We start from the raw sequence: 25897 nt of genomic DNA, 5'->3' as shown, positions 1-25897 counted from the left end.
GCTTGAGCTTGACTGGACGGGAAGATGACATCATCACCTTCACATCACAGTCGGGACACGCGTCGCCGCATCGCGATTGTATTTAGTGGCAAAAGAATATCACTCAAACCCCCTTTTGCCCCGCACAATTGGACAACGGTGTTTGTACGAAAATAGGGATGCAGCCACGCGGTTGAAAGACCTTCGCATGACTGCCGGGTTACTGCTGGGTTACTACGGATTCACGACTAAATTCATGCTGCTTTGATGCTGATCGGCAGCCGGGCAAACCTCTATTTTCGGATCGCCCCCACCACGCGCGTGGCGAATTCGGCGGCATTGCCTGCATGCCAGCGCCAGACGATGACCAGGTCGTGCTCGGGCGAGACGACGATATCGTTGCTGCCCGCACCCAGCGCAGCAAACGTCGTGGCCGGCATGCCCGGCAGATTCTTGCCCTTGGTATTGAGCCACCACAGGTAACCATAGTCCGGACCGTTTGCGCTCGGCGTGAGCGCCGCCGTGACGTAGGCAGGCGGCAGGATCTGCTTGCCGGCCCAGTTGCCCTGGCGCAGCCACAAGTAGCCGAAGCGCGCCATGTCCCAGCTGTCGATCCACATGCCGCCACCCCAGCGCGTGCCACCGCTGACCGAGGCCACCTGCTTGCCGTTCAGTTCGACGTAGCTGTTGTGGTACGGGACCCATTTCCAAGTCGACGAGGCGCCGATCGGGTCCATGACCTGCTGCTGGAACACGTCCGGCACCGACTGGCCAAACACGCGCAGCAGCGACAGCGCCAGACGGTTCACGCGCGTGTCGTTGTATTCGTAGAACGTGCCGGGCGTCTTGATGGCGCGCGGCTTCTTTTCACCCTTGCCAAAGGCAGCCTTGCCGATGAAGTTGCTGTGCTTGCCCCACAGCTCGCCGTCCCATTCGGACTCTTGCTGCAGATGCTGTTTCCACGTCACGGCCGCATTGTGCGGCGTCGCGTAGCCGCCGTCGGCGACGCGCTGCGCCACCGGCTCGTCGACCTGCAAGCGCCCTTCCCGCACTGCCACGCCCGCCACCGTGGCCAGCATGCTCTTGGCCACCGAATAGGTCGGATCGACAAAGCGCGTGTCACCGAACTCGGCCACGACGTAACCCTTGTAGATCACCACGCCATTGGTCGCAGCGCGCCGGGTCGGCATCGAACCCAGGCGCGTGCCGAAAATGGCTTCCTGGTCGGACAGGTCGAGCGGCCGCTCGGTCTCGCGCGATTGTGCGAACGCGATGGCAGCTGCCAGCGCCACCGGATCCATGCCCAGCGCGGCGGGGTCCTTGCGCGCCCACTCCCCGGCGGGCGGGAAATAAGCGGCGTCGGCTGCAAGCGTCGGCGTGGCCGGCAGCGCCAGGCTCAATGCGGTGACAATGGAGAGTGCGAGAACGCTGCGGCGCGCGCGATGGGTCATGTCGGGGTATCGGTCCAGGTGGAATATGGCGCCTTGATCAGGCTCGAGTTGTAATAGCGTTTTTCGCCAGTGACTTCCTGACCGATCCAGTCGGGCTTGTCGAACACGGCGTCCTCTGACGGCAGTTCGATTTCGGCCACAACCAGGCCCGCGTTCTCGCCCAGGAATTCATCGACTTCCCAGGTAAAACCAGCATGTTCGATGCGGCGCCGGGTCTTTTCGACCAGGGGCCGCTCGCACAGGCGCTCGAGCAGTTCGGCGGCTTCAATCAGCGGGATCGGATATTCCCACTCGCCGCGCGAGGCGCCCTCGCTCTTGCTCTTGATGGTCAGGACGCCCTGCTCGCCCTCGATGCGCACGCGCACCGTGCGCGTCGGATCGGCGCACAGATAGCCCTGGCGCAGCAGCGTGGCCGTGCCCAGCGTGCGCCAGCCGTCGCCTGCCAGCAGGAACTTGCGTTCGATCTCGATACCCATCGCGTCAGCCCAGCGCTTGCAGGATTGGCTGCAGCATGGCGGCGCCCAGGCCCGCGCTGCGCGCGCCGTTCCAGCCAGTGTGCGCGTCGGGCAGGTTGGCATTGTCCTTGAACGGCATTTCCAGCGTCAGGGACAGGCATTTGTAGTGGTGGCCAACATACTTCGACGCCAGCGTGAGCAGTTCGTCGTTGTACTTGCTGGCGGCGTAACCGAATTCTTTCTGGAAGTCCGGGCTGCAGGCGATGTAGCGGTCGATGAAGGCGGTTTGCTCCATTGCCCGTTCGGCCGTGAAGTCGGCCAGCATTTCGCAGCCAGCCACGAAGTTGTACGGCAGCGCTTCGTCGCCATGGATGTCGAAGAACATGTCGATGCCGACTTCTTCGATCTTCTGCTTCACGCACAATACTTCGGGGCTGCGCTCGAGCGACGGGTTCATCCACTCGCGATTCAGGTTGGCGCCGGCGGCATTCGTGCGCAGGTTGCCGCGCACCGAACCGTCCGGATTCATGTTCGGCACGATGTAGAACACGGCGCGCTGCAGCAGCGTGCGCGAGACGGGGTTGGCGCTGTCGAGCAGCGCATCCATCATGCCTTCGACGAACCATTCGGCCATCGATTCTCCCGGGTGCTGGCGCGCGATGACCCAGATCTTTTTCTCGGCCTGCGGATTGCCGATCACGACCAGGTTCATGTCGCGCCCTTCGACCGTGCTGCCGAGGTCGACCACGCGCGCGATCGGGTTCTCGGCCACTTCGCCCAGCAGGCGCAGATGGCGCTCCCAGCTGTATGGCTCGAAGTAGGCGTAGTAGATGCTGTCCGTTTCCGGCGTGTGCTCGATCGTCATCACCTGGCCATCGAACGTGGTCGGCACGCGGAACCAGTTGTCGAGGTCATAGCTGGCCACCGCCTGGTAATCCTCGAACCCCTTTGGGTACGTGGCCTGGCCGGCATTCAAAAAGCGCATCGTCACCGCCTGGTCGCGCGCGCCCTGCAGGCGAAAATGAAACCACTGGTGGATGTCGGCGTGCGAGTCGGCGCGCAGGTTCAGGTCGATCCGGGACGGATGCTCGGCGTTGACGACATCGATCGATCCGGCGTCGAACATCGTGCTGATCTTGATGGACATGGTGATCCTTTCATGGCCCGCCGTGGAAGGCGGCGCTGGGTGACGGAGCGCCGGGCACCAGCCCGGCAAGACCCCCGGACAGATGGTTGTTTACTGCGCGTCGAGGTCGATCAGGTCCTTCGTGTACATCGCCATGATCTGACGCATCAGCTCGACATTGCCGCGATCGAGCACGACGGTCAGGTCCGGCTTGGTCTCGAGGGCGAAGGTCATGCGGATCATGCCTGGCAGCTCTTTGCAATTGACGTACTGGACGCGCGGCGTGGTCGGGTTTTGCCAGTCGGCCTCACCGATCGCGGGGCCGGCCGGCGGCGCCTTGAGTTGCGGATCCTGGTTGACCGGCAGGTGCTTGAGCAGCCAGAACACGACGTTGGCCGGAATGTGGACGGCGACATCGCTCGCACCGATGGTGGAGAACTTGGTCAGCAACAGGTTACCAACCCGGTCGCAGGACATGGACAGGCTCTTGACTTGACGAATGACCGCTGGTTTCACGACGTTGATCCTTGGGGGAAGGTTGAAAAAGGCGCTGCGATTCTACCGCATCCCCCCGGCCTTTTGGGCAGTTTGCGCCACCGGACAGCAAAACGGGGAGCATGTGGCTCCCCGTCGATGACTGCGCCGGCGCGCCGGCGGCAACCTGCAGATTATTCCTTGGCGCCGCCGCTGCGGCTGCCGCTCCCGACGCTCTGGCGGTTGCCGGCCGTGGATGACGTGCGCACCATGTCGCTGGCGCTGGCCGACTGGCGGTTGCCATGGCTCAGGCTGCCTGCGCGGCGGGCTTCTTCGGACGTGAATTCATGCGCCGTCCCCTTGGCATGGGCGGCCTTGCCACCCTGGCTGGCGATTTCGCGCTGGCGTGCCGGATCCATCGATGCGAAGCCACGGTTGCGCGTGCCACCGGCGCTCTGACTATTGCCGGCCGCGCCCGATTGCTTGTTCCCTTGATTGTTTGAGGCCATGATGAGGTTGCTCCCATACGTACACTGTTGGAAACCGCCGCGTCCTGCGGCAGGCTGAGGCCTGCCGACACCAGAATGGCGACGATGAGCCCAAATCCCATGATAGGCATGCAATCCGACGACCGCTATAGGAGTAGTCCAGATGACTTTGTAGGACAACACGTGAGAATTAGTGCAGTTACGAAATTAAAGTTTCGGTAATAAATTTCACGGTCAGCAGCAGTCCTACACGCACCCCCTACGTCTTCCTATTCTGTGCATCTCCCGATGCGCGCATGATAGACGCATGTGGCAGGCACCGACCTGCCAGTTCACCAATGCACAGGAGACGACCATGGATGCGAACCAGCGTAGCGAAGTGAATAACCAGACCAACAATGGCGCCAACGAAAAGTGGAATCAGGACGCCAAGGGCAACACGCGCGACGGTGCCAGCGAACAGCGCACCCCATCGGGCACCGGCATGGCGCAACCTGACCTGCCGAGCGCATCGCAAGGCCAGTTGGCCACCACCGGCGCGCAACAGGGCACGATCGACAGCCACCAGCGCGCGATGGAAGCGCATTCCGCTGAGTGGGGTCAGTTGAACGAGCCAGTGGGCAACCGCCAGGGAGAGACGCGCAATACCGATAACCCGAACGCACCGGCGTCGGTCCAGCCAGCGCATGCCGGCGGTACCACCATTGGCACGGGCGTGGACACCGGCATCGTCCCCGGCACTGGCACCGAAGATCGTCATGCCCGCGGTACCGAAGCCGGCGTGCCCGGTGTGCAGCATGGCGACATCTATGGCAACCGCCAGAGCGTGGACAATGCCAACGGTGAAAACCGCGCCGATACCCAGGACGCCAGCTCGAGCAAGATCCAGGAAAGCACCGACCGCCAAGGCTCGCAAACGGGCGAGACCCGCCGCGAGGTGCCAGCTGATGAGTTCCACCAGTCCAACGATCTGGCCGGTGGCCTGCCGCGCAGTGGCGGCAACAGCGGCCCGCGCACCGAGGGCGAGGGTTACCAGACCGGCGGCAGCATGAACGCTGAACCGAATCCGGTACATGAATCGAACGACGCAGCAGGCGGCTATCCGCGCAGCCCGGGCGGCGCCAACAAGCTTGCAGGCGATCGCAAGATGGATGACGACACGGGCTTTTCGCGACAGTAATCGCGTAAGTTCAGGTCAATAAAAACCCAACGGGGCGCCTTCGGTGCCCCGTTTTGCATTGCGCTTGACGCAGCTCCAATGCGCCCGGCCCCGCTGGAACCGGACCATTCAAACAGCAGTCGAACCGCTCGCCATCGCCGCCCTTGCGCGGTGGCGCATCACCAGCGGAGACCTGCCATGTCAGCGATGCACGACGCTTCCTGCCTGCCGCCGCGCCACTCGTTGGCGCGCGCATGACGCTGCATCCCTTTGACAACGACACGGGCCGCGACCTCGCGCGGCGCCAGTTGGCCATCGGTCCGACATGCTTTGTTGTGCTCGCCCTCACGCTGGATGCGCCTCGCCTCACACCTTGCGTCGGCATCGATACCGTGATCCTGGGCGTTGCCAGGCTGCGTCAGCGACATGGTGTCGATGTAATGCTGCTCGTCGCCGCGGGCGCTGTGGCCGATGTCGATGCCGCAGCAGATGCCGAACATGCCCGACTACGCGAATTGGTGCGCGCACTGGCCATGAAACCGCATGTGCGCTTTCTGACTGCCGCGCCAATGAACGTCCTGCGCGACTGCCATGCGGCGGCCAATGTGCTGGTCAGCACGCCGTGGCGCGCGGCAAATGCCGGGAGCGCCGGCAGCGCCGGCAGCAACGGGCGCGGCGCGGTATGCAACGGTCTTACCGGCGCCATCCTCCCGCCACATGACGCCGAAGCGCTGGCGGCATGCCTGGCCCGGCTGCAACGCTCTCCTCGCCTGGCGCTGGTGACGGTTGACGCCGCTCTCGCACACCTTGCTGACTTGGCCACGCTACACAAGCCGGCGTTCCAATGACCATCACCGCACCGTGAAAGGCGCCCGCATGAAAGCCATCTTCCTCGACAATGACGGCACGCTGGTCGACGACATGCCCTTTGCTGCAGAGCCGCGCCGCATCCGCCTGGTCAACGGCGCCGGGCCCGCGCTGCGGCTGCTGGCCGGCCTGGACTACCGGCTGTTCGTCGTTGCCAACCAGTCCGGCATTGCGCACGGCTGCTTTGGCGAAGACGCAATGACGCCGATGTCCGACCGCTTGCGCGACCTGCTGTTTCGCGAGCAGCTCACGCTCGACGGTTTTTATTATTGCCCGCACCATCCGCTGGGCACCGTCAGCAACTATGCCCATGCCTGCACCTGTCGCAAACCGTCGCCGGGCATGCTGCTGCGCGCCGCGCACGAGCATGACATCGACCTGCGCGCATCGTGGATGATCGGCGACATCCTGCACGATGTCGAAGCCGGCAACCGCGCCGGTTGCCGCACGCTGTTGATCGACAACGGCAACGAAACCGAATGGCGCCTGGGTCCGCGCCGGCTGCCCACGCGCATCGCACCCGACCTGTACCACGCGGCTATGCTGATCGCCGGGCATGGCGACCCGTGCTAGCGGGCGGGCACACCAGCGCCTGCGCCCTGGCGCAACTCGCCCCGCGCCTGCAGGATGATGTCGCGCGCCGCATGCAGCCCCAGCAGCGCCATGATCGACGCCACCGCGATGTCGGGCCAGCCGGCCCCGGTGCCGAACACACCGAGGGCCGCGAGCATGACAGCCACGTTGCCGATCATGTCGTTGCGCGTGCACAGCCAGACCGAGCGCATGTTCGCGTCACCGTTCCGAAACGCGTACAGCAATGCCGCCACCGCGCCATTGGCCGCGAACGCCAGCACGCTGACCACGCCCATGGTCTGGGCGTGCGGCACCTGTCCACCCGTGCCGAGCCACAATGCCCGGCCCAGCACCAGGAGGCCAAACGCGCCCATCACGAGGCCCTTGGCATACGCCGCGCGCGAGCGCCACACGACCGCCAGCCCCAGCACGAACAGCGAAACACCGTAGTTGGCGGCATCGCCCAGAAAGTCGACGGAGTCCGCCAGCAGCGACACCGAACCGGCCGCCAGGCTGCTGACGATCTCGACGCCAAACATGATGAAGTTGATGACAAGGGCCGCCCACAGCACCTTGCGGTAGCGCCCGTCGGGCGGCGGGGCAGCAGAACTGCACGATCCTGAACAGCATGACGACATACGCACCTCCAAAGACAATGGATGCATTAGAATCCCTGTAGTAACTACAAGGTCAATGCAAACGTCAAGGTGGATGAAGATGCGAATTGGTGAACTGGCGAAACTGACGGGGTGTCAGTCTGAAACGGTGCGGTTCTATGAACTGAAGGGGCTGTTGCCGCCACCGGTGCGTTCGCAGGCGAACTACCGGGTCTACGATGCGAGCCACGCCGAGCGGCTGCATTTCATCCGGCGCTGCCGGGCGCTGGGCATGTCTCTGGCAGAAATCGCCACGCTGCTGGGCTACCAGGACCAGCCGGAGCGCTCATGCAGCGGCGTCAACGCGCTGGTCGACCATCAGCTATCCGAAATCGATCGCCAGATCACCGAGCTGCAGCAGCTGCGCACCGCCCTGTCGACCGTGCGCGCACGTTGCGACTCGGTGCAGACCGCTGGCCAGTGCGCAATCCTGCGCGAGCTGACCGACCCCGCGTGAGAGCGCGCGGCAGTCGCCACCGTCCATCAATTACATGCGTGGATCCTCGATCACGAGCTGGTCGTCCATGCGCACGTGCTCGCCCATCAGCACGCGGTGGATCACGGCGCCATGCACGCCGTGCTGCTTGAGAAATTCGACGGCACTGAGTGTGCCCAGGCTGGCCTGGATCTGCATGCCCTGGCGCACGATGTGGGTGGCGTCCGCGTAGGGGTTCGACTGCATGTACGGCAGGCCCGCATAGCGGCGATCAATCTTTGAAGCTTGCATCTGATTTCTTTCGTTGGGCACCAGCACAAAAAACTCCGTCGACACCTACGCCGACGGAACAACGCAAAATCCTTCGGGATCACGCGAGAGAGAGACACAGCGCCGATCTTAGCGACCCTGTATTTCAGCTTGATGACATCGCAGCACCGGGCCCGCATGGCGTCGGATGTTGCACATGGCGCACGCCGATGGCTCTACAATTGCCCATTGTTGATTCAACCTGGACAGCAGATGGCGGTATCTGACGCGGTATCTGGCTTCAATTACGGCTCCGACAACTCGGGCCTGGTGTGGGGATTCCTGATCGACCCGGGCGCAACCGCCGTGCCTGCCGCCGTGCCTGCCGCCGCGCCCACCGCCATCCCCATCGGCGCAGCCGACGCCCTGCGCTGGATGGCCGCGCCGCAGCCTGGCCAGTTCATCTGGCTGCACTTCAACCTGTCGAACACGGCCAGCGAACGGTGGCTGCGCCAGCATGCCGGCCTGGCCGACGAGTTCTTCGCCACGCTGCACCAGGGCTCGCGCTCGACGCGCATCGAGATCGCCGATAACGCGCTGATCGCCGTCGTCAATGATGTGCTGCACGGCTTTTCGCTCGACAGCGCCGAGATCTCGACCCTGTGGGCCCACGTCACGCCGCATGCCGTCATCAGCGCGCGCCGCAAGCCGCTGGCCTCGATCGAGCGCCTGCGCCAGGATGTCTTGCAGGGCGCGCCGCTGCGCTCGTCGAGCGAGTTGCTGGTGCACCTGCTGCGCGACCAGGCCGACGTGCTGGTGAACATCGTGCGCGATGCAGTGACGCGCGTCGACACCATCGAAGACCGCCTGCTGGCCGGACGCCTGACACGCCAGCGCGAAGACCTGGGCACCTTGCGGCGCGTGCTGGTACGGCTGCAGCGCCTGCTGGCGCCGGAACCGGCCGCGCTGTTCCGGCTGCTGCAGCGCCCGCCGGTCTGGGTCGATGGCGACGACCGGCAAGACCTGCGCCAGGCCACCGAAGAATTCACCGTGGTGCTGAGCGACCTGGCTGCACTGCAGGAACGCATCAAGCTGCTGCAGGAAGAAATCGCCGCGCGCGTCAACGAAGACAATGCGCGCAGCCTGTACCTGCTCACGATCGTGACGGTGATGGCGCTGCCGATCAACCTGATCGCGGGTCTGCTCGGCATGAACGTGGGCGGCGTGCCGCTGGCTGAAAACGGCCATGGCTTCTGGATCGTGTGCGGTCTGATTGCGACCTTCACAACGGTGGCGGCGTGGTTGCTGCTGCGCCTTCAACGCACCACATGATTGGGCGCAGTCAACGTTAAATAGAGGGGAGCTTTGAACTGATGAGCAGCCCGGTGGTCGAACTCCTGTTCCCAACGCCAGGAGTCGATCATGAAAGCGCCACGTTTCAAACGCTGGTTCGCCAGGCTGCCATCGCTGAACCAGCCACAGCGCCGGCGAGTGCTCGACGCCTTGCATCCTGCGGCCGGCCTCGCCCAGGTGGTGGCGCTGATCGCCCAGGCCAGAGCGCCTGGCCGCTGCTGTCCCAGCTGTGGCAACGGGCGCTGCCACCGGCATGGCTTCGCCAACGATCTGCAGCGCTTTCGCTGCTGCGCTTGCGGGCGCACATTCAACGACCTGAGCGGCACACCGCTGGCACGGCTCAGGCTCAAGGCCAAGTGGCTCGCGTATTCCCAGGTGCTGCTCGACTCACTGTCGGTGCGCAAGGGTGCAGACCGGGTTGGCGTGCACCGCAATACCGCCTTCCGGTGGCGCCACCGCTTCCTCGACTGGGTCAAGTTCGACCGGCCCGCATCCCTGAATGGCATCGTTGAGGCTGACGAGACGTTCCTGCTCGAATCACAAAAAGGATCGCGCACGCTCGATCGCCCGCCACGCCGGCGCGGCAGCCACGCCACCCAGCGTGGCATTTCAACGCAGCTCGATTGCATCCTGGTAGCGCGCGATCGCAATGGCCGCACAATCGATGCCGTCACCGGCCGCGGTGCACTGACCGCCGCCCAACTCGAGCGCGATTTGCTCCCCAGGCTCGATCCGCAAGCGCTGCTGGTCAGCGACAGCCATGCTGCCTATCGCGCCTTTGCACGCAAGCACCAGATTGCACACGAGGCGGTCAACCTGCGCGCCGGCGTCAGGGTCAGGCATTCGGGCAGCCGCGCCATCCACGTCCAGAACGTGAATGCCTATCACCAGCGCTTCAAGGACTGGCTATCGGGCTTTCATGGTGTTGCGTCACGCTATTTGCCCAATTATCTGGGTTGGCGCTGGGCATTGGACGGCGGGCGAATTAGTTCCGCAGAACAATTGCTAAGCATTGCTATCGGCGTCATCAACAGATTACGTTGACTGCGCCATGATTGCCGCGCGCCATTGGCATTGCGGATTGCGCAGCCAGCCCGTATCTTGTCTGTTCGTACATGCCACCATCGAACCCCTTGAATTCACCTTTCAGCTTCCTGGCCGGCGGCGGCGAGATGGGCACCCTGATGCGCGCTCACGACTGGCAGACGACCCCGCTGGGGCCGCCCGACACCTGGCCCATGGCGCTCAAGACCATGGTCCGCGTCATGTTGTCGAGCAATCACCCGATGTTCATCTGGTGGGGCGACGAGCTGATCCAGTTCTACAACGACAGCTACCGCCAGACCCTCGGCCCCGAACGCCATCCATCCGCGCTGGCTCAGCCTGGCCGGATCTGCTGGGCAGAAGCCTGGGACCTGATCGGCCCTGAGATCGAGCGCATCATGGCTGGTGGCCCCGCAGCCTGGCATGACGACCGGCTGATCCCGCTCACGCGCCATGGCCGGCGTGAAGATATCTGGTGGACCTATGGCTACAGCCCGATCGAGGACGAAGGCGGCGTGCGCGGCGTGCTCGCCATCGTCAACGACGTCACGCACAACCACCTGCTGCGCCAGCGCCTCGAGCAAACCCACCACGCGCTGTTCGACACGATGGACGAAGGCTTCGGCATGATCGAGATGATCGACGATGCCAACGGCAAGGCAGTCGATTATCTGTTCGTCGAAGCCAACCCCGCCTTTGCGCGCCACACCGGTCTGGTCGACAGTGTCGGCCAGACGGCGCGCGCGCTGGTACCCGGCATCGAACAGAGCTGGATCGACATCTATGACGATATTGCCCGCAGCGGCGTGCCACGCCGCTTTGAGCAAGGCTCCGAAGCAATGGAGCGCTGGTTCACCGTCTACGCCAGCCGCATCGCGCACCCGACCCGGCGCCGTGTGGCGCTGCTATTTACCGACATCAGCAACCAGAAGAATGCCGAGCGCGCCCTGCAGGCGAGCGAAGCGGCCGCGCGCGCCGCCCTCGCCCAGGCCGAGGCCGACCGGCGGCGTCTCGATGCCCTGCTCAGTTCGGCACCCGTGGGCATCGTCTACGCCGACGCCCACGGTGCGCTCTCGTCGGCCAATCCGATGATGCACGTGCTGTGGGGCGAGCATCCCATGACCACCAGTCCCGAAGGCTATGGCGACTGGCGCGGCTGGTGGGCCGACGGTTCGCCGCGCCATGGCCAGCAAGTCCAGGCCCGCGACTGGTCGCTGGTGCGCGCGCTGCGCGGCGAGCAGGTCGACGCCGACCTCGTCGAGATCGAACCATTCGGCCGGCCGCATGAGCGGCATACCCTGCTCACCCGGGCCGCACCGATCCGTGACGATGCCGGCAATATCACCGGCGCCGTGGCCGCGTCGATGGACATGACGGCGCAGGTGCAGGTGCAGCGCGCGCTGCGCGAGAGCGAAAACAAGTTCCGCACGATGACCGAAGCGATGCCGCAGATGGTGTGGTCGGGCCTGCCCGATGGCACCAACGATTACGCCAACCGGCGCTGGTGCGAATTCACGGGAATGTCGGGCCAGGCGCTGGCCGGCAGCGGCTGGACCCGCGCCATCCATCCCGATGACTTGTCGGCGCTGCGGACGCAGTGGATGGCCAGCCTGGCCAGCGGCGCGCTGTTCGAGATCGAGCACCGGCTGCGCCACCACAGCGGCGACTACCGCTGGGTGCTCAACCGCGCGCTGCCGGTGCGCGACGAGGCCGGGGCCATCATCCGCTGGATGGGCACGGTCACCGACATGCACGACCACCGGCTGGCCGCCGAAGAGCTCAAGGCCGCCAGTGCGCGCAAGGATGAATTCCTGGCGATGCTCGCGCATGAGCTGCGCAATCCGCTGGCCCCGATCAGCACCGCTGCCCAGATGCTCAAGCTCTCAAGCCTCGATCCGAAGCGCACCGCGCATGCGGCCGACGTGATCGGCCGCCAGGTGCGGCACATGGTCGAGCTGGTGGACGATCTGCTCGACGTCTCACGCGTCACGCGCGGCCTGGTCGAACTCGAGCGCCTGCCGGTCGATCTCAAGACTGTCATCCACAGCGCCATCGAGCAGGCGCGCCCGCTCATCGAAAAAAAGGGCCACACGCTCGCCACACGCCTGGGTGAGGCCAATGTCACCGTCACGGGCGACCGCAAGCGGCTGGTGCAGGTGATGACCAACCTGCTGGGCAACGCGGCCAAGTACACGCCAGATGGCGGCGAGATCACCGTGTTTGCCCAGGCCGACGCCGCTACCGACTGCGTGACCCTCTCGGTCAGGGACAACGGCATCGGCATCGACGCCAGCCTGCTGCCCGACATCTTCGATCTGTTCACGCAAGCCCGGCGCACGCCGGACCGGGCACAGGGCGGCCTGGGCCTGGGGCTGGCCCTGGTGCGCAGCATGGTGACGCTGCACGGCGGCAGGGTCGAGGCGCACAGCGACGGTCCTGGCCGCGGCAGCTGCTTTGCCGTTACCTTGCCGGTGGGCCCGGGCGGGGCCGGTCCCGTGGCCGCCACGCACGATGACAGCGCACTGGCTTCGCACACGGCGCTGCGCATCCTGATCGTCGACGACAACCGCGACGCCGCCGAGTCGCTGGGCATGGTGCTCGCGGCCGTGGGCCACACAGTGCAGGTCGAGGAGTCGCCCCATGGCGCGCTGCTGCGGGCCGAATCCGAGGCGTTCGATGTCTGCCTGCTCGATATCGGCCTGCCCGACATGGACGGCTACCAGCTTGCGCGCCGGCTGCGCGCCGCGCCGCGTCTGGCGGGCGCGGTCATGGTGGCGCTCAGCGGCTATGGACAGCCGCAGGACGTGGCCGCCTCGCAGGCCGCCGGGTTTTCGCGCCACCTGGTCAAGCCGGTCGACATTCCCTATTTGCTGGCGCTGCTCGACACACTCGCGCCGGACCCGGGAGCCATGCCGGCTTGACCACAATCGTACGGCATGTGTCCGTGCCCCGGCGTAAGATGGCCGGACGTCAAGACGCACGCCACCATGGAAGGGACAGCATCCAGTGAGTTTCGCCACCGACCAGCAAGCCGGTTCCGAGCATCTCTCGGCCAATGCACAGCGGATGCTGGGCCTGCGCGGGGCGGTTTTCGCGACATGGGAAGCACGCGTGCGCGAACGCGTTGCGCAGGCGCGCAATGTCCAGCATCCGATCCTGATCGATACGCTGCCGGTGTTCTACGACAATATCGTCCAGAGCATCAGCCCCGACTATCCGCGTACCTCCGCCGTCGACGGCACCACGGTCGCGGCCGAGCATGGCGGCGAGCGCGCGCGCATCACGTCGTACGATCACAATGCGCTGATCGAGGAGTACCAGATCTTCCGCTGGGCCATCTTCGATGTGCTGCACCGCGAACAAGTCGTGCTCGATCACCGTGAAGTCCACACGATCCACTCATCGATCGATTCCGGCATTCAAGAGGCCGTCGAAGCGTTCTCTCTCGTGCACAGCGGCTTCCGGGAACGCTTCGCCGCAGCACTCACGCACGATATGCGCGGCCCGCTGGGCGCCACGGTCAGTGCACTCGAACTCATTCTGCGCAGCGATGACCCGGACCAGATCAAGAAGGTGGCCGCCAGAGCGCTGGCCAATACCCGGCGCATGAGCAGCATGGTCGACGAATTGCTCGATACGATGGCGTTTCACAGTGGCGAAAGCATTCCGCTGACCATCACGACCTTTCCGATGGACGAACTCGTGGCCGAGGTGCTGGCCGACGCACGCACCGCGCACGGGTCCCGTTTCGAGCTGCATGCGCATCCTGTCGATGGCTGGTGGGATCGTCAGGTATTCAAGCGGGCGCTCGAGAATCTGGTCTCCAACGCCGTGAAATACGGGGCGCCTGCCACGCCGATCAGCGTCAAGGTCGACCAGCTCCACGAACGCCTGCTCGTGTCGGTGCACAACGACGGCCCGCCGATTCCGCCGCACGAGCAGGAATGCATCTTCCAGATGTACCGCCGCGCCGAACTGGCCCAGCGCGGCGATCCGCAAGGCTGGGGGATCGGCCTGCCCTATGTGCGCGCTGTGGCCGAAAGCCACGGCGGCAGTATCGGCCTCGACAGCAACAGCGACCGCGGGACGACGTTCTTCATCAATATCCCGATTGATGGCCGTCCCCATGCCGGGTCACGTACACTGGTTGCCGGGCAGGCGCCGGGAGCGACAACGATCGACTGAATCACTGCCGGACCTGGCCGGCACATCACAACGATCTCCAGGAGAACCCTCATGCCCCATGACATCACGCTGCGCACCCTTTCACATGCCGACGCCCACGCCTGCAGCGAGCAACTGGCCGATGTCCTGATCGACTGCGTCGAAGGCGGCGCATCGGTCAGCTTCATGCTGCCGCTGTCGCGCACGACGGCGCTGGACTACTGGCACGACATCGCAGGCGGCGTGGAGCGCGGCGAGCGCACGCTGATCGTGGCGCAGGACAAGGCTGGCATTCTCGGCACCGTCCAGCTGATTACCGCCATGCCGGACAATCAGCAACATCGGGCGGATGTGGCCAAGCTGCTGGTGCGGCGCCAGGCACGTGGCGCAGGCATCGGCCGACGGTTGATGGAGGCAGTCGAAGAAGCCGCGCGTACGCAAGGGCGCAGCGTGCTGGTACTCGACACGGCTGACAGCACCGCCGAACGCCTGTATGCACGGTCGGGCTGGCAGCGCGCCGGCAGCGTCCCTGACTTCGCCTGTCTGCCCGACGGCCCGCTGTGTGCAACGACCTTCTTCTATAAGCACTGCGCGCCTGCCAGTGCACTTGGGCGCTGATGGGTCATGCGCCGGTACGATACAATACAAGCAATTAAAACGAATTCAATGAATTCTCATTGAAGCAACGGATAGTGCGGGAGCGGTTCAGGTGGCAACTAAGCAAAGTGCGGTAACGTCCGACGAGGTATGCACCACGCAGGTGGCGGCGCAGATGCTCGGTATCTCGGTGTCGCTAGTGCAGCAGCTGGTGGAAACAGGCGTGCTGGATGCCTGGAAGACCCAGGGCGGGCACCGCCGGATTCCACTCAAGGCAGTACTGGACTACAAGAACAAGCTGGCCGGAAGCATGGGGCGCGAAGCCAGCGGGCGCGCGACCATTCTCGTGATCGAGGATAACGCCATCCAACGCGCCCTGTACCAGCGTCAGTTTACGGCCTGGGACTTGCCAGCGGATTTCATCTTCTGCGAAAACGGCTACCAGGCGCTCCTGCAGATCGCCCGCCGCCCGCCCGACATCCTGCTGGCCGACATCGTCATGGAGGGCATCGACGGCTTCGAAGTGGTGCGCACCGTCATGACCGACCCGGAACTGGCCGACGTCAGCATTGCCATCCTGTCCGGGCTGCCTGCCGACGAGCTTGCAGCCCGCGGCGGCGTCCCGGCAGGCGGCGTGTTCTTCCCCAAACCAATCAATTACGACGAGCTGCGCGGCTATCTGCGCGCGAACGTCGCGCAGCGCGTCCGCAAGCCGGCGCCGGTGTAAAGGACACCCGCCCGCCTCGCAATCCCCATATTCATTACTTTAAATTCAAATAAATTAAATTAACGAATTTTAAGGTTTTGATGTAGACTCGTTGTCTGTCAGGCGAGCCGGCACGAGCGCGTGATCCGCCGTTTTCCATGCCACACGCTGAACCCCGCGCAGGCTGCCGACCAATTCCGACGGAGGGCATGGGTGAGTGCGGACACATCAATGAACGACGTGCCACGGTGGGGGCGCCTGCAGCGACTGCAGCGCCTGGACACACGTACCGTCAGCGCCATGATCTGCGCGGGCCTGGTTCTGCTGCTCACACTCGCGCTGGCCGGTTCAGCCTGGGTATTGCACTTTCGCGAAATCGACGATTGGGCCAGCGATCTCGACAACCTGACGCTGGCGCTGGCCGAGAGCACCGCGCAATCGATGGCCTCGTCCAGCCTGGCGCTCGACAGCATCCTGGCCGCGCTGCCGGCCGACGACGGCGATCCGGCGCTGGGGAGCGAAGCGCTCTATCGCACCATGAGCGACAAGATCAGCGGCCTGCCCCAGGTGGCCGTGGCCAGCATCATCGGCGCCGACGGCGCGCTGCTCAGTTCCACACGCGCCTGGCCAACGCCGGTCATCAACCTGGCCGAGCGCGATTATTTCGTCTATCACCGCGCGCACCGCGACCCCGCCCCCTACGTCAGCCGTCCGGTACGCAACAAGATCAACGGGGCCTGGACGTTCTACCTGAGCCGCCGTCGCGAAACGCCCGATGGCCGCTTCGCGGGCGTGGCGGTGGTAGGCATCTCGTGCGCCTCGTTCACCGACTTCTTCCGTTCCGTCAGCCCCGGGCAGCAGGCGGCGATCTCGCTGTTGTCGAGCGACCAGGTTCTGCTGGCCTCCTGGCCGCAGCGTGACGCCGCCATCGGCCGGCCGCCAGCAGCCGCTGCCACGGATGCCGAGGCGCGCATGGTGGCGCAGCGTCCCGTACGCAACCATCCGCTGGTGATCGAGGCATCCGTGCCCGAAGCGTTGTTGACCAGCGACTGGTGGCGCAATCTGCGTCCGCTGGGCGCCATTGCGATGACCGGCATGCTGGGCGTGGCGCTGGCCTTTGGCACGGTGCTGCGCATCGTGCGCCAGCGCGAGCGCGATGCAGTTGAGGCGCTTGCGCTCAAGGCCCAAGCCGATGCGGCCAACCAGGCCAAGTCGCGTTTCCTGGCGATGATGAGCCACGAGATCCGCACCCCGATGAACGGGATTGTCGGCATGTCCGAACTGCTGTTCGGCGCCGGATTGCCGGCACCGCTGGACACGTATGCACGCACCGTGCACCAGAGCGTGCTCGAGCTGCTGCGCACCATCAACGACATCCTCGACTTCTCGAAGGTCGAGTCCGGCAACCTGGAACTGCTGCCGCAGGCATTCGATCCAATGCGTCATGCCGCGCAGCGGGTCGACTCGTACCGCATGAGCGCAGAACGCAAGCGCCTGGAGATCGTGCTGCGTCCGGGCGTGCTGCCACCGGCCGTCATGGCCGACCCCGACCGCATCGGCCAGGTGCTGGGCAATTTGCTCAGCAACGCGATCAAGTTCACCCCCGCTGGCGGCGGCCCGATCGAGCTGACCGTGGTGGCGCGGCGCGATCCCGACAAGAGCGGCGGGTGGCTGCTGCTGTACCAGGTGAGCGATCACGGCATCGGCATCGAGCCGGCTGTGCAAGCGCGCCTGTTCCAGCCATTCAGCCAGGCCGACAACACCATCAGCCGCGTGTATGGCGGCACCGGCCTGGGGCTGGCCATCTGCCGCCGCCTGGCCGACCTGATGGGTGGCAGTATCGACCTGGTCCCGCGCACCGGGCCCGGTGCCTGCTTCCGCCTGGTCGTACCGTGCAGCCTGGCGCCAACGCCGGCGCCCGACACCGTCAGCGCATCCGGCCTGCGGACCACCGTAGGGACACCGCGCGTGCTCGTCGTCGAGGACACCGAGATCAACCGCGAACTGCTGCGCATCCTGCTTGAAAAGCTCGGTTGCCGGGTCGACGAAGCAGTGAATGGCGCGGTCGCGCTGGCAGCGCTGGAAACCAGCGCCTACGACCTGGTGCTGATGGACTGCATGATGCCGGTGCTCGACGGCTACGAAGCCTGCCGCCAGCTGCGCCAGCGCGAACACGCCACCGGCGCCCCGCGCATGGCCGTGGTGGCACTGACCGCCAGCGCCATCGACGGCGACCGTGAACGTTGCCTGGCGGCCGGGATGGACGATTACCTGAGCAAGCCGTTCACGGCGGAGCAGCTGGGCGACCTCGTGCGGCGCTGGACGCAGCCGCTGCGCTGACGGGGCGGCCAAGCCCTGCCCGCCCTGCCCGCCTTGTCGACGGCCAGCAGCCCGGCGCTTACAAGGTTGCCGGCACGGACGCTGTCAAAAGGCGCACGGCGGCCTCGGCGGCGCGGAAATCGAAGCGCCGCAGCGGGTTCCACACACGGTCGAGTGTCACCGCTGGCAGCAGCGGCGCCAGTGTGGCCAGGCAGGCTTCGGCCTGTTCCAGCGCCTCGGCGTCAAGCGCTTCGAGCAGACTGGTCAGGTGCGCGTGCAGCACCGCCGGTGACGCTGCCACGGGCGACGCTACCGGCGCCGGCGCCGGTCCAAGGTACTGCTCGATGGCGCGCCGCGCCTGCGCCAGCACCTGCGTCAATGGCACCAGGTCGACCGCAACACCGTCGGCGCCCGGATCGCGCATGGCGGCGTACAGCATCCGCTCGGCCTCGTGCGCGGCCACGCGCGTGGCAGGCAGGGCCAGGCTGGCAGCCACGCCGGCCAGTTTGTGGGCCAGCGCGGCCGCTTCGCCGGGCCGGCCGGCAGCCAGGCTGGCGCCGATCAGCGCCGCGCTGTCGCCATGCAGTTCGAGGAACTGGGCCAGATACTGGCGGTAGGCCGCGCCGTCCAGCCACAGGGCGAGTCCGGCAGCCACGTCGAGCGCGTCTTCGTCGACCTGTGCCGGCGCCGGGCCGGCCAGGGCGCCCGCGCCGCCGCCCTCGCCCCCACCCTTGCTCCCGCACAAGCGGGCAATCAGCGCGAGCATCGCCGGCACATCGAATGGCTTGCTCAGCACATGGCACATGCCGGCCTCGAGCGCCGCCTCCTGCTGTTCCTTGAACGCCCCGGCAGTCAGTGCGATGACCGGCAGGCCATCGAACTGCGGCATGCGGCGCAGCTGCCGGGTCGCCTCGATGCCGTCCATGACCGGCATCTGCACGTCCATCAACACGACGTCAGCCTGCTCAGGATGCGCCAGCAACCAGTCCAGCGCCTGCCGGCCATCGCCGACGCAGACCGTCTCGGCGCCCTGGTCGCGCAGGATGCGCTGGACCACCTCGCGATTGATGTCGCTGTCGTCGACAACCAGCACGCAGACGTCGAGCAGAGTCTGGCCCGAGGGCGTGGCAGCCGCGCAGACGGCGGTAGCACTGGCTTCGGTAGACACCTGCAGCGGCACGCTGAAGCTGAACACGCTGCCGCGTCCGGGCGTGCTGTCGACGACCAGCGCGCCGCCCATCAGTGCAACCAGCTGACGGCAGATGGTCAGCCCCAGGCCGGTGCCACCGAAGCGCCGCGTGGTGGAACTGTCGGCCTGGGTGAATGGCGAGAAGATGGCCTCCTGGGCGGCCGGGTCGATGCCGATGCCGGTGTCATGCACGCTGAACTGGAGCACCAGGGCGTCGCCGTCGCGCCGCAGCAACGTGCAGTGCAGCGCCACCTGGCCGTTGGGTGTGAACTTGACGGCATTGCCGGTGAGATTGAGCAGCACCTGCTCGAGCCGCAACGCATCCCCGAGCAGGATGCCGACGCCGGCCGGCGGCGTGTCGACGATCAGCTGCAGGTCCTTGCCGGCAGCGCCGATGCGCATACTGGTGGCCACCTTCTCCAGCAACTCGCCCAGGCAGAACGGCGCGGTCTCGATGAGCATGTGCCCGGCCTCGATCTTCGACACGTCGAGGATGTCATTGACGATGGCCAGCAGCGACTGGCCGGACACGCGGATGTTGCGCACCATGCTGCGGGCTTCGGCGTCGATCGCGCGCTGCTCGAGCAGATAGGCGAAACCCAGCACGGCATTGAGCGGCGAGCGGATCTCGTGGCTCATATTGGCCAAAAACTCGGCCTTGCTGCGGCTGGCCGCCTCGGCCGCATCGCGGGCCAGCAGCATCTCGGCCTCGGCGCTCTTTTGCGCCGAGATATCCTGCGCGAAGACGAGGGTCGCCGGGCCGTCCGCCAGCCGTACCTGCGCGGTGGTCTTGTAGACCGGCACGGAGGAGCCCCATTTGCCCAGGCCGATCGCCTCGAAATGCTGCTCGGCCGGGGTATCGGCCTCGATCAATGCCTCGTGCTGCGCCAGCCCGGCCAGCGACGGCGCAGTGATCATGGCGCGCCAGCGCAGCCCGGTCAGGTCGTCCGTCGCGCCATAGCCATGCAAGGCCCGGTAGCGCGGGTTGGAATAGATGAAGCGCCCGTGCCGCAGGATGGCGACGGCCAGCGGCGCATCCTCGATCAGCGTGCGAAACCGCGCTTCGCTGTCATACACGCCCTGCATGGCAGCGCGTGCACGCGCCTGCTCGGCATCCTGGCGTGCCCACTGCGCACGCCTGCGCTGCACCACCGCCAGCGCTCCGCAGGCGCCGGTTGCCAGCACGGCGAACAGCACGGCCAGCGTCATCGCCTGGCGCCGCAGCGGCGCGGCGACGGCGGCGGCGTCGCGGCTCAGGCCAATCACGAGCGGATAGTCCATCGCCAGCGCTGCTGGCGCAATCGTGGCCATGGCCATCACGCGCTCTCCGCCGGTGGTGTAGACCCGGCCTTCGAGTACGCTGGCCACCCGGCCGCTGCTGCGGTGGCGCTGGTAGAACGTACCCGTGCGCGCCAGGTTGGTGCCGTCGATCTTTCCTTTCGGCGGATAGTTCAGCAATTGCCGTCCGCCACCGTGGACCACCACGGCCCAGACGTCGGGCGCATACATCGCTGTGCGGAACTGGCCGGTGAAATATTCGGGATCGAGCGTGGCGAGCACCATTCCCGCGAAACGGCCGGCTGCGTCCGGCACCATGCGCGCAACCGTCACCACCTGGTCGCCGCGAATCGAGCGGAACGGCTCGGCCACGTACAGGGTGCGGCTGCTGGGCGCGCGGCGCACTGCAGTCACATAGTCGCGCCGGGAAAAATCGTGCCCGTACAAATCGTGTTGGCTGGCAGCGCGCACCCGCCCGTCGCGGTCGAACACCATCATCGTGCGCAGGCCCGGCATCGCGCCGACAAGCGCCGACAGACGACCGGCCAATTCTGCCTCGGCAACGGCGCCATCCGGGGCGCTCAGGTAATCGCGCACTACACCCTCGAGCGCCACATTGGTGGCCACGAGATCGGTCTGGATATTGCTGGCCAACAGCGTGGTCAGCGACAGCAACCGGGCCCGCTCGCTGCTCTCGAGGCGCTCCACCTCGGTCAGCTGCAGATAAGCGAGGCTGGCGCCGAGAAAGACCAGCGCTGCTGCCAGCATGGCGAACTCGACATATCGACGTCGCATGGTGGTTCCGGTGGGTAGGCGGATCATCTGTCTCATGCTACACCTGGCTGGCAAAAATACAACGGTGACGTGCGCGGATTGCAGCAACAATGCCGCTACCCCGATCATCCCCCATGTTGCATCACGGAAGCCATCTGGCGACATACGTCGTGACAAATCACAACACTGCACTGAAAATAAATCGATTTATTCGTTTTATTTGAGTTATTCGTTTTCCGATGGCATAAAATTGTTGCTGGTGTGAATTAAACAGGTGGTGGGCCATGTCCGCCACGCCTTCCAGCAGGAGTCTGTCATGCGCAATAATTTTCCGGTCACCGATGTCGAGATCGAACTGAGCGACACCGAAACGATCGTCTCAACCACGGATTTGCAAGGCAACATCACGTACGCGAACACGTACTTCATCGCCATCAGTGGCTACACCGAAGAAGAGCTGATCGGCGCGCCCCAGAACATCCTGCGCCATCCCGACATGCCGGTCGAGGCGTTTGCCGATATGTGGGCCACCATTCGCTCGGGCCGGTCCTGGACGGGCATGGTCAAGAACCGTTGCAAGAACGGCGACGCCTACTGGGTGATGGCCAACGCCACTCCGGTCATGGAAAACGGCAAGGCCGTCGGCTACATGTCGGTGCGCACGAAGCCGACGCGGGCCCAGATCACGGCGGCTGCCGAACTCTATCGCAACCTCAAGGCGGGTACCGCCGGTAATATCCGTCTTCAGCAAGGCATGGTGCGCGCGACCGGACTACGCGGCTGGCTGGCGGCCGCAACCCATATGACGCTGCGCCGCCGCATCGCGCTGAATCTGACGGGCCAGTGCGCGATGCTGCTGCTGTTGATGGGCTTTCACCTGCTCGACGGCGCAGTACGGTTTCCCCACCTCGAAACCCCGCTCGGCATATTGACCGGGGCCGCTGGCGTGTCGTTGCTCTACTTTTGGTACGCGTTACACGCGACCCTGCTGCGGCCGATGGAAGTAGCGCGACAGGCTTGCCAGACCATGGCGGGCGGCGACCTGAGCGTGAATTTCAGCAGCAACCGGCAAGACGAAATGGGTCAGTTGATGCGGGCCATGCACCAGCTACGCGTCAACCTGCAATCCATCGTGGGCGATGTACGCACCAACTTCCAGCAAATCAGCGTGGCGACTGCGGAGATCGCGACCGGCAACATGGATCTGTCAGGGCGTACCGAGTCCCAGGCCTCGGCGCTCGAAGAGACCGCGTCGAGCATGGAAGAACTGGCATCGACCGTCCAGCAGAACAGCGCCAGCGTTGGCCAGGCCAGCACCATGGCCGAGGCCGCTGACGGCACGGCCGTGAGCGGTGGTCTCATCGTCGGCGAAGTGATTGCCACGATGGACGAGATCTCGGAGGCGTCGCGCAAGATCGGCGACATCATCGGCATCATCGAAGGCATCGCCTTCCAGACCAATATCCTCGCCCTGAACGCCGCCGTCGAAGCGGCCCGTGCGGGCGAGCAGGGGCGCGGGTTTGCCGTCGTCGCCAGCGAAGTGCGCAATCTGGCCCAGCGCAGCAACAACTCGGCGCAGGAAATCAAGCGACTGATCGCCGCCTCGATCAGCAAAGTCGAGGCCGGCGCCGCCCTCGCCGTGCGCGCCGGGGAAACGACCCAGCAGGTGCAGGCCGCCGTGCGCAAGGTCAGCGGCCTGATGAACGAAATCGCCTCCGCTTCGCGCGAACAGGTCGCGGGCATTGGCCAGGTCAATGACGCCGTCACGCAAATGGACGGCGTGACCCAGCAGAACGCCGCCCTGGTGGAGCAATCGGCCGCCGCCGCCGCCGCCCTGCAGGAACAAACGCTCAAGGTGGTGCAGGCGCTGGCCGTGTTCAAGCTGGCCCGTAGTGCAGCGCCAGCGTCCATGCCAGCAACGCCGCCCCGCCGTTCTGCGGGCGTCACCCGCGCCGCCGCGCTGCAACTGGCCGTGCCATGATCGGGAGTGGTCGGCAAGCCCCGCCGGTCCCGCGTGCCGGTCTGAAGAAAGTCGCCATCAAGCAGTTACGGCCAGGAATGTATGTAGAACAACTATGCTGCTCGTGGATCGACACGCCATTCTGGCAATCGTCCTTCCTGATCGAATCGGCGGCGCAACTCGGGCGCATCGCGACCAGTCGCGCCACCGAAGCCTGGATCGATACCGAGCGCGGACTCGATGTCGAACCCGCGCCGGAGGCGAGCGCCACGGCGCCGGCAGCACCGGGCACTGCAGACGCCACGGTGTTTCGCTTCCGCCCTGCTCCACGCGCCACGATGGACGACGAACTCGGCCGCGCCGCCGTGCTGCTCGACCAGTCGAAGCGCGCCCTGTTCGACATGTTCAACGAGGCGCGCATGGGCTGCGCGGTCGAGGTGCGCGACGCCATGCCGATGGTCGAATCCATCGCCGCCTCGGTGCTGCGCAACCCCGGCGCACTGATCGGCCTGGCGCGCCTGAAGACCGCCGACAACTACACGTACATGCATTCGGTGGCAGTCTGCGCGCTGATGATCGCGCTCGCGCGCCAGCTGGGTCTCGACGACCATCTCGCGCGCGAACTGGGCCTGGCCGGCCTGCTGCATGATGTCGGCAAGATGGCCGTCCCGGCCGAGGTGCTCAATAAACCGGGCAGCCTGACCGAAGACGAGTTTTGCGTCGTGCGCGGCCATCCGGCCAAGGGCCACGCCATGCTGCTGGCTTCGCCCGGTGTCGGTCCGGTTGCACTGGAAGTATGCCTGCACCACCATGAGCGCCCGGACGGTCGGGGCTATCCGCATCGGTTGTCGGGTGACGATCTGGGCCTGTATGCGCGCATGGGCGCAGTCTGCGATGTGTACGACGCCATCACGTCGAACCGACCCTACAAGGCCGGCTGGTGCCCGGCCGATTCGCTGCGGCGCATGGCCGAATGGGCGCGCGCCGGGCAATTCGACGAGGCGGTGTTTGCCGCCTTCGTCAAGTGCCTCGGCATCTATCCCGTAGGCACGCTGGTGCGCCTGCAATCGGGCCGCCTCGGCGTCGTTGCGGAACAGCCCTGCGGCAAATCGCTGCTGCTGCCCAAGATCAAGGTGTTCTTTTCGATCCGTGCACGGACTTATATCCGGCCGGAGCTGATCGACCTAGGGGCACCGGGCGCGCGCGATGCCATCGTTGGATGCGAGAACGCTGCAGATTGGGGCTTGCGAGACATTGACCGGTACTGGCTTGGCGATGGCGTCGCAAAGGTGCCGTGAATTGACACAGAGAAAGCTTGGGGCAACTCGACCGGACTAGCTGACGGTTCATCAGCGGCCAGGGCTGCGCGCGATGCAGGGCTTTGGCCACGGCGTCAATCGAACCGCCGTCATTCTTTTCCGCAGTGTGGTACAGACGTTCATTTTCCGGGGACACTCATAGCGACAGGTTGAAACAATCATGAAGATTCATTCAATTAACCATAATTTACTAAATGAAATAAATTTTCATTGTGTTTGTCGGTAAAATTTACACAACTACCGATTTTATAAATGGTGTATTTACAAGCAGTTGTTAACTAAGGATTTTATTGATATGGCCCGGTTATTGCTTACTAAAAAAGCTCATCCAACAACTGGGGAAATATAATGAAAAACATGTTTGCTAAACTGTCAGTGGCAGCTGCGTTGGTAACGTGCGGTGCCGCTCAGGCAGCGCCAATCCCATATTCACCTGCAGGTACGCAAAACGCTCAGCCGTATACATTTGTTGCGACATCCACCGGTATTGTAACGGGCTATTTTGCCGGCTCGACAGCGAATTACACGAATGAAGTGTCCATGCTTGTTAATGGTGTAGCAACCGGCGTTTATGGACTGAATAATCAGACATCGGCATATGGTGATTCATTCAACTTCGGGCCTGTTGTTCAAGGCGACGTCCTGGTATTCGTTCTCAAGAATCTTGTACCAGGCAATGTTGGGCCGTGGTATTCCCAAACCAGCCTGAATAGCGACTCGGTCAACCATGTCTATTCATATAACTACGCTGGTGATGCAAATATGATCGCCGGGACCTATGTCGCTTTCGAAGATCTGAATAATGGCGGTGACTTTAATTACAATGATGTAAGTTTTGTTTTCGCCAATGTCTCGGAAGTTCCTGAGCCTGCATCCGTCGCCTTGCTCGGAATCGGTTTATTGGGTGTCGGAATGAACCGTCGCAAGAAACAGCACAGCGTGTAAGTAACGCTTGTTACCTATCGGCTGGCGGCTGCAAATAGCGCTGGCATGATTTATTTCTTCAGGCTGCTCATTATCGAGCAGCCTTTTCCATTTTGGCCAGCCCTGGGAAATCATACTCACACCGACTGTTCGTGCGCTGGCCGGCTGACAGCGCGCCGGCGGCGACCAATGCTGTGCAATAGTATTTCGCAGGAAGGGAAAAGCTTCAGAAACGAAAAAGGCCAACCTCTCGGCTGGCCTGACTCGTTGATTCTATTGGTCGGGGCGAGAGGATTCGAACCTCCGACCCCGTGCACCCCATGCACGTACGCTACCAGGCTGCGCTACGCCCCGACT

22 protein-coding genes and 1 tRNA gene are annotated in these 25897 nt (G+C 64.7%); 14 read left to right on the top strand and 9 right to left on the bottom strand.

Features of this window, described 5'->3' with window-relative positions; all coding sequences use genetic code 11:
- Window positions 1–272: 272 nt before the first annotated feature.
- The 5 genes from IFU00_05370 to IFU00_05350 form a co-directional block, all read right to left on the bottom strand.
- Window positions 273–1430, bottom strand: coding sequence for a serine hydrolase (locus IFU00_05370; GenBank protein MBD8541715.1), 1158 nt, complete (start codon window positions 1428–1430; stop codon window positions 273–275).
- Window positions 1427–1906 carry a CYTH domain-containing protein gene (locus tag IFU00_05365; protein ID MBD8541714.1) on the bottom strand — a complete coding sequence of 160 codons (480 nt, stop codon included), beginning with the start codon at window positions 1904–1906 and terminating at the stop codon, window positions 1427–1429. The genes IFU00_05370 and IFU00_05365 overlap by 4 nt, the downstream gene beginning before the upstream one ends.
- 4 nt (window positions 1907–1910) lie before the next feature.
- Complete coding sequence (locus tag IFU00_05360) at window positions 1911–3032, bottom strand: hypothetical protein (protein ID MBD8541713.1); 1122 nt, start codon at window positions 3030–3032, stop codon at window positions 1911–1913.
- Window positions 3033–3122: 90 nt separating this feature from the next.
- A complete protein-coding gene (locus tag IFU00_05355; GenBank protein MBD8541712.1) occupies window positions 3123–3488 on the bottom strand; it encodes a hypothetical protein in 366 nt (121 codons plus the stop codon).
- A gap of 191 nt (window positions 3489–3679) precedes the next feature.
- Complete coding sequence (locus IFU00_05350) at window positions 3680–3994, bottom strand: hypothetical protein (GenBank protein ID MBD8541711.1); 315 nt, start codon at window positions 3992–3994, stop codon at window positions 3680–3682.
- Window positions 3995–4328: 334 nt separating this feature from the next.
- Between IFU00_05350 and IFU00_05345 the strand changes: the two genes are divergently transcribed.
- The 3 genes from IFU00_05345 to IFU00_05335 all read left to right on the top strand — a co-directional run bounded on the left by IFU00_05345 (window position 4329) and on the right by IFU00_05335 (window position 6572).
- On the top strand, window positions 4329–5153 hold the full coding sequence (locus IFU00_05345; protein ID MBD8541710.1) for a hypothetical protein: 825 nt from the start codon (window positions 4329–4331) through the stop codon (window positions 5151–5153).
- Window positions 5154–5386: 233 nt separating this feature from the next.
- Window positions 5387–5980, top strand: coding sequence for a hypothetical protein (locus IFU00_05340; GenBank protein ID MBD8541709.1), 594 nt, complete (start codon window positions 5387–5389; stop codon window positions 5978–5980).
- Window positions 5981–6008: 28 nt separating this feature from the next.
- Window positions 6009–6572 carry an HAD family hydrolase gene (locus IFU00_05335; GenBank protein ID MBD8541708.1) on the top strand — a complete coding sequence of 188 codons (564 nt, stop codon included), beginning with the start codon at window positions 6009–6011 and terminating at the stop codon, window positions 6570–6572.
- Here IFU00_05335 and IFU00_05330 read toward each other — a convergent pair.
- Complete coding sequence (locus tag IFU00_05330; protein MBD8541707.1) at window positions 6569–7210, bottom strand: cation transporter; 642 nt, start codon at window positions 7208–7210, stop codon at window positions 6569–6571. The genes IFU00_05335 and IFU00_05330 overlap by 4 nt on opposite strands.
- 73 nt (window positions 7211–7283) lie before the next feature.
- Here IFU00_05330 and cadR point away from each other — a divergent pair, with 73 nt between their 5' ends.
- Complete coding sequence (gene cadR, locus IFU00_05325) at window positions 7284–7685, top strand: Cd(II)/Pb(II)-responsive transcriptional regulator (protein MBD8541706.1); 402 nt, start codon at window positions 7284–7286, stop codon at window positions 7683–7685.
- Window positions 7686–7715: 30 nt separating this feature from the next.
- Here cadR and IFU00_05320 read toward each other — a convergent pair whose 3' ends face one another.
- On the bottom strand, window positions 7716–7955 hold the full coding sequence (locus tag IFU00_05320; protein MBD8541705.1) for a hypothetical protein: 240 nt from the start codon (window positions 7953–7955) through the stop codon (window positions 7716–7718).
- A 231-nt stretch (window positions 7956–8186) separates the two neighbouring features.
- Here IFU00_05320 and IFU00_05315 point away from each other — a divergent pair, with 231 nt between their 5' ends.
- From IFU00_05315 to IFU00_05285, 7 genes are all read left to right on the top strand, one after another.
- On the top strand, window positions 8187–9245 hold the full coding sequence (locus IFU00_05315) for a transporter (GenBank protein MBD8541704.1): 1059 nt from the start codon (window positions 8187–8189) through the stop codon (window positions 9243–9245).
- 90 nt (window positions 9246–9335) lie between these two features.
- Window positions 9336–10310 (top strand): IS1595 family transposase, encoded by a 975-nt coding sequence (locus IFU00_05310; GenBank protein MBD8541703.1) that lies wholly within the window; start codon window positions 9336–9338, stop codon window positions 10308–10310.
- An 89-nt stretch (window positions 10311–10399) separates the two neighbouring features.
- Window positions 10400–13231 (top strand): PAS domain S-box protein, encoded by a 2832-nt coding sequence (locus IFU00_05305; GenBank protein MBD8541702.1) that lies wholly within the window; start codon window positions 10400–10402, stop codon window positions 13229–13231.
- Window positions 13232–13376: 145 nt separating this feature from the next.
- Entirely contained in the window at window positions 13377–14495 is a 1119-nt protein-coding gene (locus IFU00_05300; GenBank protein MBD8541701.1) for a HAMP domain-containing histidine kinase, read from the top strand.
- A 51-nt stretch (window positions 14496–14546) separates the two neighbouring features.
- Window positions 14547–15092 (top strand): GNAT family N-acetyltransferase, encoded by a 546-nt coding sequence (locus IFU00_05295; GenBank protein ID MBD8541700.1) that lies wholly within the window; start codon window positions 14547–14549, stop codon window positions 15090–15092.
- A 154-nt stretch (window positions 15093–15246) separates the two neighbouring features.
- Window positions 15247–15798: a response regulator gene (locus IFU00_05290; GenBank protein MBD8541699.1), complete on the top strand. Its 552-nt coding sequence runs from the start codon at window positions 15247–15249 to the stop codon at window positions 15796–15798.
- A gap of 210 nt (window positions 15799–16008) precedes the next feature.
- Window positions 16009–18117, top strand: coding sequence for a response regulator (locus IFU00_05285; protein ID MBD8541698.1), 2109 nt, complete (start codon window positions 16009–16011; stop codon window positions 18115–18117).
- Window positions 18118–18175: 58 nt separating this feature from the next.
- On the opposite strand, the gene IFU00_05280 is transcribed toward IFU00_05285, so the two are convergent.
- On the bottom strand, window positions 18176–21358 hold the full coding sequence (locus IFU00_05280; protein MBD8541697.1) for a response regulator: 3183 nt from the start codon (window positions 21356–21358) through the stop codon (window positions 18176–18178).
- 295 nt (window positions 21359–21653) lie between these two features.
- Between IFU00_05280 and IFU00_05275 the strand changes: the two genes are divergently transcribed.
- The 3 genes from IFU00_05275 to IFU00_05265 all read left to right on the top strand — a co-directional run bounded on the left by IFU00_05275 (window position 21654) and on the right by IFU00_05265 (window position 25561).
- Window positions 21654–23318 carry a PAS domain S-box protein gene (locus IFU00_05275; GenBank protein ID MBD8541696.1) on the top strand — a complete coding sequence of 555 codons (1665 nt, stop codon included), beginning with the start codon at window positions 21654–21656 and terminating at the stop codon, window positions 23316–23318.
- Entirely contained in the window at window positions 23315–24595 is a 1281-nt protein-coding gene (locus tag IFU00_05270) for an HD-GYP domain-containing protein (GenBank protein ID MBD8541695.1), read from the top strand. The genes IFU00_05275 and IFU00_05270 overlap by 4 nt, the downstream gene beginning before the upstream one ends.
- Window positions 24596–24964: 369 nt before the next feature.
- Window positions 24965–25561, top strand: coding sequence for a DUF4114 domain-containing protein (locus IFU00_05265; GenBank protein MBD8541694.1), 597 nt, complete (start codon window positions 24965–24967; stop codon window positions 25559–25561).
- A 256-nt stretch (window positions 25562–25817) separates the two neighbouring features.
- Here the strand turns inward: IFU00_05265 and IFU00_05260 are convergent.
- Window positions 25818–25894: transfer RNA gene (locus IFU00_05260), tRNA-Pro, on the bottom strand.
- Window positions 25895–25897 lie beyond the last annotated feature (3 nt).

This window comes from Oxalobacteraceae sp. CFBP 8761 (assembly GCA_014841595.1).
Taxonomy (GTDB): domain Bacteria; phylum Pseudomonadota; class Gammaproteobacteria; order Burkholderiales; family Burkholderiaceae_D; genus Telluria.
Note: the sequence above shows the minus strand (reverse complement) of the source record. Positions and strands in the feature narration are given on the sequence as shown.

Coding starts and splice junctions, on each gene's coding strand:
- IFU00_05370 (MBD8541715.1), bottom strand. CDS start 1,430: ATGACCCATCGCGCGCGCCGCAGCGTTCTCGCACTCTCCATTGTCACC.
- IFU00_05365 (MBD8541714.1), bottom strand. CDS start 1,906: ATGGGTATCGAGATCGAACGCAAGTTCCTGCTGGCAGGCGACGGCTGG.
- IFU00_05360 (MBD8541713.1), bottom strand. CDS start 3,032: ATGTCCATCAAGATCAGCACGATGTTCGACGCCGGATCGATCGATGTC.
- IFU00_05355 (MBD8541712.1), bottom strand. CDS start 3,488: ATGTCCTGCGACCGGGTTGGTAACCTGTTGCTGACCAAGTTCTCCACC.
- IFU00_05350 (MBD8541711.1), bottom strand. CDS start 3,994: ATGGCCTCAAACAATCAAGGGAACAAGCAATCGGGCGCGGCCGGCAAT.
- IFU00_05345 (MBD8541710.1), top strand. CDS start 4,329: ATGGATGCGAACCAGCGTAGCGAAGTGAATAACCAGACCAACAATGGC.
- IFU00_05340 (MBD8541709.1), top strand. CDS start 5,387: ATGACGCTGCATCCCTTTGACAACGACACGGGCCGCGACCTCGCGCGG.
- IFU00_05335 (MBD8541708.1), top strand. CDS start 6,009: ATGAAAGCCATCTTCCTCGACAATGACGGCACGCTGGTCGACGACATG.
- IFU00_05330 (MBD8541707.1), bottom strand. CDS start 7,210: ATGTCGTCATGCTGTTCAGGATCGTGCAGTTCTGCTGCCCCGCCGCCC.
- cadR (MBD8541706.1), top strand. CDS start 7,284: ATGAAGATGCGAATTGGTGAACTGGCGAAACTGACGGGGTGTCAGTCT.
- IFU00_05320 (MBD8541705.1), bottom strand. CDS start 7,955: ATGCAAGCTTCAAAGATTGATCGCCGCTATGCGGGCCTGCCGTACATG.
- IFU00_05315 (MBD8541704.1), top strand. CDS start 8,187: ATGGCGGTATCTGACGCGGTATCTGGCTTCAATTACGGCTCCGACAAC.
- IFU00_05310 (MBD8541703.1), top strand. CDS start 9,336: ATGAAAGCGCCACGTTTCAAACGCTGGTTCGCCAGGCTGCCATCGCTG.
- IFU00_05300 (MBD8541701.1), top strand. CDS start 13,377: ATGCTGGGCCTGCGCGGGGCGGTTTTCGCGACATGGGAAGCACGCGTG.
- IFU00_05295 (MBD8541700.1), top strand. CDS start 14,547: ATGCCCCATGACATCACGCTGCGCACCCTTTCACATGCCGACGCCCAC.
- IFU00_05290 (MBD8541699.1), top strand. CDS start 15,247: ATGCTCGGTATCTCGGTGTCGCTAGTGCAGCAGCTGGTGGAAACAGGC.
- IFU00_05285 (MBD8541698.1), top strand. CDS start 16,009: ATGAACGACGTGCCACGGTGGGGGCGCCTGCAGCGACTGCAGCGCCTG.
- IFU00_05280 (MBD8541697.1), bottom strand. CDS start 21,358: ATGCGACGTCGATATGTCGAGTTCGCCATGCTGGCAGCAGCGCTGGTC.
- IFU00_05275 (MBD8541696.1), top strand. CDS start 21,654: ATGCGCAATAATTTTCCGGTCACCGATGTCGAGATCGAACTGAGCGAC.
- IFU00_05270 (MBD8541695.1), top strand. CDS start 23,315: ATGATCGGGAGTGGTCGGCAAGCCCCGCCGGTCCCGCGTGCCGGTCTG.
- IFU00_05265 (MBD8541694.1), top strand. CDS start 24,965: ATGAAAAACATGTTTGCTAAACTGTCAGTGGCAGCTGCGTTGGTAACG.